5 protein-coding genes and 1 pseudogene are annotated in these 7,875 nt (G+C 59.2%); 5 read left to right on the plus strand and 1 reads right to left on the minus strand.

All coding sequences use genetic code 11. The features are described from left to right. Positions 1 to 74: 74 nt before the first annotated feature. Complete coding sequence (locus AC2VNK_RS07385; protein WP_486883325.1) at positions 75 to 2,927, minus strand: ribonucleoside-diphosphate reductase subunit alpha; 2,853 nt, start codon at positions 2,925 to 2,927, stop codon at positions 75 to 77. A 333-nt stretch (positions 2,928 to 3,260) separates the two neighbouring features. Between AC2VNK_RS07385 and AC2VNK_RS07390 the strand changes: the two genes are divergently transcribed. The 5 genes and pseudogenes from AC2VNK_RS07390 to glmM all read left to right on the plus strand — a co-directional run. After that, the gene (locus AC2VNK_RS07390; protein WP_486883326.1) at positions 3,261 to 3,929 is read left to right on the plus strand and encodes a PmbA/TldA family metallopeptidase; all 669 of its coding nucleotides are present in this window, start codon (positions 3,261 to 3,263) and stop codon (positions 3,927 to 3,929) included. A gap of 18 nt (positions 3,930 to 3,947) precedes the next feature. Then, complete coding sequence (locus tag AC2VNK_RS07395) at positions 3,948 to 4,706, plus strand: metallopeptidase TldD-related protein (RefSeq protein WP_486883327.1); 759 nt, start codon at positions 3,948 to 3,950, stop codon at positions 4,704 to 4,706. Between the two features lie 96 nt (positions 4,707 to 4,802). After that, positions 4,803 to 6,725, plus strand: a complete 1,923-nt coding sequence (gene ftsH / locus AC2VNK_RS07400; protein ID WP_486883328.1) for an ATP-dependent zinc metalloprotease FtsH — start codon at positions 4,803 to 4,805, stop codon at positions 6,723 to 6,725. Continuing rightward, positions 6,722 to 7,561 carry a dihydropteroate synthase gene (gene folP, locus AC2VNK_RS07405; RefSeq protein ID WP_486883329.1) on the plus strand — a complete coding sequence of 280 codons (840 nt, stop codon included), beginning with the start codon at positions 6,722 to 6,724 and terminating at the stop codon, positions 7,559 to 7,561. Before ftsH ends, folP begins: the two co-directional genes overlap by 4 nt. 86 nt (positions 7,562 to 7,647) lie before the next feature. Beyond that, positions 7,648 to 7,875, plus strand: a pseudogene (glmM, locus tag AC2VNK_RS07410) (phosphoglucosamine mutase); the annotation flags it as partial.

The following is a 7,875-nucleotide window of genomic DNA, read 5'->3' on the forward strand; positions in this document are numbered from 1 at the left end:
TTGAGACTGGATTCTTTACGAAGATTTTCTTCAAAACTTAACATGATGTTTTCCTTTTCCAAATAATTCCCGTATCACTGACAGGCCTCACAAGTCGGATCGTCGATCGCACCGGCTTTGGGTTGACCCGATACAACGGCATTGAGGGTGCCCGTCTGCACCGTCGATTTTTCCGCTGCCGTGGCGCCCAGTGAGCGCAGGTAGTAGGTGGTCTTCAGGCCGCGTTTCCAGGCCAGTCGGTAGGTTTCGTCAATTTTCTTGCCGGAAGGCTGGCCAAAATAGAGGTTGAGACTTTGGGCCTGATCCAGCCATTTCTGCCGCCGCGCCGCGGCTTCCACCAGCCATTCCGGGTCGGTTTCAAAGGCGTTGGCATACAAGGGCTTGATGCTGGCCGGAATGCGGTCTACGGGCATGACCGAACCATCGAAGTATTTCAGATCATTGACCATGACCTCATCCCAGAGTTCCAGGCGTTTCAGGTCGTGGACCAGATAGCTGTTCACCACCGTAAACTCGCCGGACAGGTTGGATTTGACATAGAGGTTCTGGTAAATCGGCTCAATACCCTGGCTGACGCCGACAATGTTGGAGATGGTGGCGGTCGGTGCGATAGCCAGGCAATTGCTGTTGCGTATCCCCGCTTTGACCTTGTCGCGCAGTGCAGCCCAATTCAGGCGCTGGCTGCGGTCCACGTCCACGCCGTGCTCGCGGCTGGCCGCGAGCCGTTCGATGCTGTCGATGGGCAGGATACCCTGACTCCACAAGGACCCTGGGAAGCTCTGATAGCTGCCCCGTTCCCGGGCCAGATCGGCCGACGCATCAATGGCATGGTAGGAAATGACTTCCTGGCTGATGTCGGCAAAGGCAAGGGCTGCGGCCGAAGCGTAAGGAATCCGCATCTGCAACAGGGCATCGGAGAAGCCCATCAGCCCCAGGCCCACCGGCCGGTGCCGCAGATTGCTGTTGCGCGCCTTAGCGACGGCGTAGTAGTTCATGTCGATGACATTATCCAGCATCCGCATGGCCACCCGAATGGTGCGGCTCAGCTTCTCCTCATCCATGAGCGCCAGCAACGCTTCCGGGCTGCTGTCCGCGCGCAATGCGCCGGTGTCGGGGCTCGCCGTTGCCCGCAAATGGGATACCAGGTTGACGGACCCCAGGTTGCAGACGGCAATTTCCTTGGCGTTGGTGTTGAGGGTGATTTCGGTGCAGAGGTTAGAGCTGTGCACCACCCCGACGTGCTGCTGCGGGCTGCGCAGATTGCACGGGTCCTTGAAGGTGATCCAGGGATGGCCGGTCTCGAAGAGCATGGTCAGCATTTTGCGCCAGAGATGAATGGCGGGCATGCGCTTGAACAATTCGATGCCGCCCGCATCCGCCATGCGCTCATAGTGCTCATAGCGCTCCCGGAAGGCCGACCCAGTGAGCTCGTGTAGGTCCGGCGTTTCGTTGGGGCTGAACAGCGTCCACATCGCGTTGCTTTCCACGCGCTCCATGAAGAGATCGGGGATCCAGTTGGCGGTATTCATATCGTGGGTGCGGCGGCGGTCGTCGCCGGTGTTTTTGCGCAGTTCGAGGAATTCCTCGATATCCATGTGCCAGGTTTCCAGGTAGGCGCAGACCGCGCCTTTGCGCTTGCCGCCCTGATTGACCGCCACCGCCGTGTCATTGACCACCTTGAGGAAGGGAACGACGCCCTGCGACTTGCCATTGGTGCCTTTGATGAAGGACCCCAGGGCACGCACCGGCGTCCAGTCGTTCCCCAGGCCGCCGCTGAACTTGGAGAGCATGGCGTTTTCTTTGATGGCTTCGTAGATGTCATCCAGGTCGTCACCCACGGTGGTCAGGAAGCAACTGGACAACTGCGGGCGCAGGGTTCCGGCATTGAATAAGGTCGGTGTCGAACTGACGAAGTCGAAGCTGGACAGCACCTCATAAAAGGCAATGGCATGGGTTTCGCGGTCGACTTCATTGAGCGCCAGACCCATGGCCACCCGCATCCAGAAGGCCTGCGGCAATTCGATGCGACGCTCCCGCACATGTAAAAAGTAGCGGTCATACAGAATTTGCATGCCCAGATACTGGAAGTTCAGGTCCCGCTCCGGCCTGAGCGCGGCGCTGATACGCTCCAGATCATACTGTCCCAGACGCGGGTCGATCAGCTCATTCTGGATGCCGGTTTGCAGATAGTCGCGGAAATACTGGGGATAACGTGCGGTCATCTCGGCCTGGGTCGCCGGTTCACCCAGCACTTCCCAGCGTACCCGGTCCAGGAGCAGACGTGCCGAGGCGTAGGCATAGGCGGGATCGCGCTCGATCAGTACCCGGCTGGCAAGAATAGGGGCCTGAAACAGCTCATCCTCGCTGATACCGTCGTAGAGATTTTTGACGGTATTGCCGAGAATGGCATCTATCGACACTGCGCTGCCCAGGCCACTGCAGGCTTCTTCGATAACGGCGCGCAGTCGTGCCATGTCCAGTGCCCGCTGGCTGCCATTCGGATGGCTGACCTTGATAACCGGGACCTCGGTTGGGGTTCCCGCCGCAGCTTGCTGGCGGCGTTCCCGCGCGCGCTCCTCGCGATAAAGCACATAGGCCCTGGCGACTTCGTGTTCGCCGGCGCGCATGAGCGCCAGTTCCACCTGATCCTGAATGTCTTCAATGTGAAAGGTGCCGCCCCCCGGCTGGCGCCGTTTCAGTGCTTCAATCACCTGTTCCGTCAGACGGCTGACGAGGTCACGGACGCGCGCGCTGGCCGCTCCGCTGCCGCCTTCCACGGCCAGGAAGGCCTTCGTCATGGCGATGTGGATCTTGCCGGCGTCAAAACTGACCATCGCGTTGTTGCGACGGATGACTTTGTAGTGGCTCGCTTCGGAGGGGTCGTAGGCAGGGTTGCTGACGATGGCTTGGGCGGCAGGATTAGACATGGGCGACTCCTATGATCGGGGCGTTAGTGGACGCAAACTGCGAGGCAGCGTAAAGGGATACGCCGGGGCGGCGTGCAAAAGCGGATCGCAGAGCGCCCAAGCACTAAATATAGACCTGATTCTGTCTGTGTCAACCATATCTTGTGCATAATGTCGTGCGCAAGTTGGGCAAAAGATGTGGATAACCTAGCCAGGAGTATCATTTAACAATGAAATTTTATCTCTTGTCCGTGGGCGGAGGGCAGGGTATCTCTGCCGGTTTATGAATTTGGACTTGTTCTAAACCACCGGTTGGGCGCATACTGATCACATTATCTGTCAGGAAGGAACGTCATGACTGCCTCAGCCTTGGAAATTGCCCGCGCCACTCTTTTTGCTCCCGGCGGAATCAGCGAAGGGGAGTTGGAAAAAGTATTCGGCCGCCTCTCCCATCGCGCCCTGGACGATGCCGACCTGTATTTTCAGTACAGCCGCAGCGAGGGCTTTAGTCTGGAAGAAGGGGTCGTGAAGTCGGGCAGTCACTCTATCGAACAAGGCGTGGGTGTGCGGGCGGTGAGCGGTGAACGTCAGGGTCTGGCCTATTCTGACGAAATCGCCGTGGATGCCTTGCTGACGGCGGCAGATGCGGCGCGCGCCATTGTCCATCATCCGGGACAGGGGAAAGGGCTGGTCTGGCAGCGGCGTCAGGGGCTGGCGCTTTATCCGCCTGTCGATCCCCTGGCTTCTCTTCCCAATAGCGAGAAAATCGCCCTGCTGGAACGCGTGGAACGGGCCGCCCAGGCCTGTGATCCGCGCATCGTCCAGGTGATGGCCAGCCTGAGTGCCCGTTTTGAGGTGGTGCTGGTGGCGCGCCTCGACGGTACCATGGCTGCCGACGTGCGCCCCCTGGTGCGCCTCAACGTCTCCGTCATTGTCGAGCAGGGCGGGCGTCGCGAGCAGGGCAGTGCTGGTGGCGGCGGTCGTTACGATTATCCGACCTTTCTTCAGGGCGACATGGCTTAAGACTTTGCCCGTGAGGCCGTGCGTCAGGCTCTCGTCAATCTGGAGGCGGAGGCGGCCCCCGCCGGCTGCAAGGAAGTGGTCCTCGGGCCGGGATGGCCGGGCATATTGCTGCATGAGGCTATTGGCCATGGTCTGGAGGGTGACTTCAACCGCAAGGGTACCAGCGCCTTCAGTGGCCGGGTCGGCCAGCGGGTCGCGGCGCCGGGCGTTACGGTTGTCGATGATGGTACTCTGGATGGCCGCCGTGGCAGCCTGAACGTCGATGATGAAGGAACCCCGACCCAGTGCACGACGCTGATTGAAGATGGCATCCTCAAAGGCTACTTGCAGGACACCCTCAATGCCCGCCTGACCGGAACGCGGTCGACGGGTAACGGGCGTCGCGAATCCTACGCGCACTTGCCCATGCCGCGGATGACCAACACCTACATGCGGGCCGGGGATCGCGATCCCCAGGAAATCATCGCCAGCGTTAAACGTGGGCTCTACGCCGTCAACTTCGGGGGCGGTCAGGTGGATATCACTAACGGCAAGTTCGTTTTTTCTGCCTCTGAAGCGTATCTTATTGAAAATGGGAAGATAACCCGGCCAGTCAAAGGCGCCACCCTGATTGGCAACGGCCCGGATGTGCTCACCAGGGTTGAAATGATCGGCAACGACCTCCAACTAGATACGGGAGTGGGCACCTGTGGCAAGGATGGCCAGAGTGTGCCCGTAGGTGTTGGGCAGCCGACGCTGAAAATCCGTGATCTGACCGTGGGTGGAACACAAGGTTGAGAACCCTGCTCTTGTCAGGGTGTCTTGGGAAGGCTAACATCGAGCGATATATTGGTATTATAATCAGTCTAATTCTCCCATTCGGGGGGTGTGCGAATGAATAATGTATTAAAAAACGTGCTGTTGTGGGTGGCGATTGGCGTCATTCTGATGCTGGTGTTTCAGAACCTCAATACGAGTAGTTCGACGCCGGCTCAGGCTATGGATTTCTCGACCTTCGTGAATAGTATCAAGCAGGGTCAGGTCGCCGATGTCACCATCAACGGTAATCATGTGAATGGCAGCCTCAGCTCCGGGCAGCAATTCAGCGTCTACACCCCGGTAAACGACACGCAAATCGTTCCCCAACTGCTGGCTGCCGGGGTGAAGATCTCGGTCAAGCCGCCGGAAGGGCAATCACTGTTGCTTTCTATCCTCATCTCCTGGTTCCCGATGCTCTTGCTGATCGGTGTGTGGATTTTCTTCATGCGCCAGATGGGCGGTGGTGGCGCGGGCGGTCGGGGAGCGATGACTTTCGGTCGCAGCAAGGCGCGGATGCTGACGGAAGAAAACAATAAGGTCACTTTTGCCGATGTGGCGGGCATTGAAGAAGCCAAGGATGAGCTTGCAGAGATCGTTGAATTCCTGCGCGATCCGCAGAAATTCCAGCGCCTTGGCGGACGGATTCCCAAGGGCGTATTGCTCATGGGTTCGCCGGGTTCTGGTAAGACCTTGCTGGCGCGTGCCATTGCGGGCGAAGCACGGGTACCTTTCTTCTCTATCTCCGGCTCCGACTTTGTGGAAATGTTTGTTGGTGTCGGCGCATCGCGGGTTCGCGATATGTTCGAGCAGGCTAAAAAGCATGCCCCTTGCATTATCTTTATCGACGAGATCGATGCGGTGGGTCGTCAGCGCGGTGCTGGTCTGGGTGGCGGTAACGACGAACGCGAGCAGACCCTGAATCAGTTGTTGGTGGAGATGGATGGTTTCGAGGGTACTGAGGGCATCATTGTTGTTGCCGCCACCAACCGTCCGGATGTGCTGGACCCGGCGTTGTTGCGGCCCGGACGTTTCGACCGGCAGGTCACTGTACCGTTGCCGGACATTCGCGGGCGCGAGCAGATTCTGCAGGTGCACATGCGTAAGGTGCCGATTGCCCCGGACGTAGACCCCAAGGTCATTGCCCGGGGTACCCCAGGCTTCTCCGGCGCGGACCTGGCCAATCTGGTCAATGAAGCGGCGCTGATGGCGGCACGCAGGAGCAAGCGTCTGGTAGATATGCATGACTTTGAGGATGCCAAAGACAAGGTCATGATGGGGGCTGAACGCAAGTCGGTGGTCATGAGCGACAAACAGCGGGAAACCACGGCCTATCACGAGTCGGGCCATGCGGTGGTCGCTAAGTTGTTGCCGGGCACGGACCCGGTGCATAAAGTCACCATCATTCCGCGTGGTCGGGCCCTGGGGCTCACCATGCAGTTGCCGACGGAGGATCGTTTTAATTACGAGCGTCAGGAAATTCTCTGTAACATCTCCATTCTCATGGGTGGGCGCATTGCAGAAGAAGTGTTCCTCAACCAGATGACGACAGGCGCGGGTAACGACATTGAGCGTGCCACCGACCTGGCGCGGCGCATGGTGACCCAGTGGGGCATGTCCGGCATCGGGCCGATGGTCATTGGTGAAAAAGAGGAAGAGGTGTTCATTGGTCGGGAAATGACCAAGCACAGCAATATCTCCGAGCAGACGGCGAGAACCGTAGACGGAGAGGTGCGCGATATTATCCAGGAGCGCTACGGCATTGCCCGTAAGCTGATTGAGGAAAATCGCGACAAGGTCGAGGCCATGGCCCGGGCTCTGCTGAAGTATGAAACGCTGGACGCGGGGCAGGTGAGTGACATCATGGCAGGCCGCGACCCGCAGCCGCCGGTAGAGGGTACGGGAAACTATCCCTCCACACCCGGTGGTAATGTCACGACGGCCGACAAATCGGGCGGGCAGCCGTTGCCTGGCCTGAATCCGGGAGAACACCCCGTTTGACCCTGACGCTGGATTGCAACGGGCGCCCGCTGGTTCTCGGGCGCCCTTGTGTTATGGGGGTGCTCAATATCACCCCTGATTCTTTTTCCGACGGTGGCACCTATCTGTCTGTGGATGTTGCTCTTACGCGCGCTAAACGGATGTGGGAAGAGGGCGCCGATATCATCGATATCGGGGCGGAATCCACCCGTCCCGGGGCGCCAGCGGTGGCGCTGGAGGAAGAGTTGCGGCGCCTGCTGCCGGTATTAGAAGCGGTGGCGGCAGAGGTGCCGCTGCCTATTTCCATTGACACCAGCAAAGCAGCCGTTATGCGCGCCGCCTGGTCCTTGGGCGCAGGGCTCATGAATGATGTGACCGCGTTGCGTGCTGATCCGCTGGCGCTGGAGACCATCGCCGGGTTGGGTGTTCCCGCCTGTCTGATGCACATGCGGGGTACGCCGCAGAATATGCAAACAGAAACCCATTACGGCGATGTGGTAGCGGAGGTGAAGAGCTTCCTGCTTGAGCGCATAGAGCGTTGTGTTGCGGCAGGCATTCCCCGACAACATCTGCTCATTGATCCCGGCTTTGGTTTCGCCAAAGATCTGGAAGCCAACTGCAGTTTACTGCGCCATCTGGATGTCTTTGCGTCCATAGGTGCGCCGTTGCTCGTTGGTCTTTCCCGCAAGCGCATGATCGGCGAGCTTTCTGGCGCGGAACGGGCTACAGAGCGCGTGGCGGGCAGTATTGCCGCTGCACTTTGGGCAGTAGAGCGCGGCGCCCATATCGTGCGCGTCCACGATGTGGCGGAAACGGTGCAGGCGCTACGGGTCTGGCGCGGAATTGGTTTGAGTTGAAGATATGAAGATGCACCTTTTATAACTACAGGCAGGGTTGCGCCCCAGGCGCTGACAGGCCGCCCATACGTGGAGTCAAAGAAACTATGGCGAGAAAATGGTTTGGGACCGACGGTGTGCGCGGTCAGGTCGGTGATTCTGTTATTCATCCTGAATGGGTTCTCCGCCTGGGCTGGGCCGCTGGACATGTGCTCACGGCCGACGCGCCGGGGCGGCCCCGGGTGGTTATTGGCAAAGACACCCGTTTGTCGGGATACATGCTGGAGTCCGCTCTGGAGTCCGGTCTGGCGGCGGCGGGCGTCGATGTTTTGCTG

Source organism: Acidithiobacillus sp. TH-A35 (assembly GCF_057473505.1).

Bases quoted from the DNA above. Each gene is read 5' to 3' on its own strand.
- AC2VNK_RS07385 (WP_486883325.1), bottom strand. From the start codon at position 2,927: ATGTCTAATCCTGCCGCCCAAGCCATCGTCAGCAACCCTGCCTACGAC.
- AC2VNK_RS07390 (WP_486883326.1), top strand. From the start codon at position 3,261: ATGACTGCCTCAGCCTTGGAAATTGCCCGCGCCACTCTTTTTGCTCCC.
- ftsH (WP_486883328.1), top strand. From the start codon at position 4,803: ATGAATAATGTATTAAAAAACGTGCTGTTGTGGGTGGCGATTGGCGTC.